This window comes from Alteromonas sp. IB21 (genome assembly GCF_016405965.1).
Taxonomy (GTDB): Bacteria; Pseudomonadota; Gammaproteobacteria; order Enterobacterales; family Alteromonadaceae; genus Alteromonas.
In genome coordinates this window covers 35044-36801 of record NZ_JAEFCD010000038.1, presented here as the reverse complement: position 1 = coordinate 36801, position 1758 = coordinate 35044, and the positions used below count along the sequence as shown (strand labels likewise).

General features: G+C 40.0%; 1 protein-coding gene and 1 tRNA gene. Both read left to right on the top strand.

Annotated features, from left to right (window positions below):
• The first annotated feature begins 77 nt into the window (after positions 1-77).
• A tRNA-Lys gene (locus JC525_RS18775) sits at positions 78-153 on the top strand.
• A gap of 300 nt (positions 154-453) precedes the next feature.
• A complete protein-coding gene (gene nadA / locus JC525_RS18770) occupies positions 454-1494 on the top strand; it encodes a quinolinate synthase NadA (RefSeq protein ID WP_024017280.1) in 1041 nt (346 codons plus the stop codon).
• Positions 1495-1758: the final 264 nt, after the last annotated feature.

Here is a 1758-nt window from a genome sequence, read left to right as displayed (position 1 = left end):
AGTTGGCTTTTAACCAATTTGTCGAAGGTTCAAATCCTTCACGACCCACCACTTTATAATTTAACTGAAAAGACTTCGGGTCGTTAGCTCAGTTGGTAGAGCAGTTGGCTTTTAACCAATTTGTCGAAGGTTCAAATCCTTCACGACCCACCACTTTTCAAAATATCTTTATACTTTTATTATTTAATATCTTCATCGATACATACTTGAACCGAGAAGAAGGTTCACAAAATTGTCTGGAACAATTTTGCCCGCACGCAGTGCGACCCGAAGGGTGGTATACATGGAAGTATGGAATCAATCCTTCATGACCCACCACTTTTCTTTAGAATAATAACCGCTTCATTAATTATATTGATTTTATATGACAGAACTATGAACTGCATATACACTTTTTGACGACTTTCCCTTATAATCACTACGTTTTTTAATCGCTGTAACACTGAGTATAAAATGTCGCAAAGCAATCTAGCCGTTGAATTTGACTTTCAATTTCCTGCTAAACCTGTTCCTTTATCACAAGAACAAAAAGAGGCGTATAAATCTCGCATCAAACGATTGCTAGTAGAGAAAAATGCCGTTTTAGTAGCACATTATTATACCGACCCTGAGATTCAAGCATTAGCTGAAGAAACAGGCGGCTGTGTAGCTGATTCATTAGAAATGGCGCGTTTTGGTAATACCCATCCAGCTGACACATTATTAGTGGCTGGTGTGCGGTTTATGGGAGAAACAGCCAAAGTGCTAACCCCCAATAAAACGGTAGTAATGCCAACGTTAGAAGCAACCTGCTCGTTAGATTTAGGTTGCCCAATCAAAGAGTTTAATGAGTTTTGTGATCAACACCCTGATCGTACGGTTGTAGTTTATGCAAATACTTCAACTGCCGTTAAAGCAAGAGCCGATTGGATCGTTACTTCATCTTGTGCATTGGAAATTGTTGAACATTTAGATGAGCAAGGCGAAAAAATTCTTTGGGGACCTGATCGTCATCTAGGTAACTATATTCAAAAGCAAACTGGCGCTGACATGTTGATGTGGCAGGGTGCTTGTATCGTTCACGATGAATTCAAAACTAAAGCATTAAAAGACATGAAAGCTTTGCACCCTGATGCAGCTGTTTTAGTGCACCCAGAATCGCCAATTGAAGTGGTAGATTTAGCCGATGCTGTGGGTTCAACCAGTCAATTAATTAAAGCTGCGCAAGAAATGCCTAACAAGAAGTTTATTGTTGCTACCGACAGAGGCATTTTCTATAAAATGCAGCAGCTTTGCCCAGAAAAAGAGTTCTTTGAAGCACCAACCGCTGGAGAAGGCGCAACATGTCGTAGTTGCGCTCACTGCCCTTGGATGGCAATGAATGGCTTAAAAGCGATTGAAGAAGCGTTATTAGACGCTACAGATAAAGAAGTATTTGTTGATATGTCTTTACGTGAAGGGGCCCTTAAGTCGTTAAATCGCATGTTAGATTTTTCTGCTAGTTTAAAGCGATAAAATCAATTGGTTGGTGATAAATTAACCACCTGATTTGGTTAAACTTAAATTCTATTGCTATGTAGCGGTAATTTACCTACCATAGCGCGGCTTTTTTAGATAATGGCAGACTTTCATGGATGAAAGGATTAGGTGCCGATCATCAGGGATGTGTTTATACCCAAATGTAAAAGTTTCAATAAAATGGTGACGTGTCCGAGTGGCTGCCAAGTGGAAATACCACGCCTTGGCGTGCTCAGCCTGACACCGATAGTGAAAAAACAC

What these genes read in the sequence shown, in the direction of transcription:
- nadA (WP_024017280.1), top strand. Translation starts at nt 454, where the DNA reads ATGTCGCAAAGCAATCTAGCCGTTGAATTTGACTTTCAATTTCCTGCT.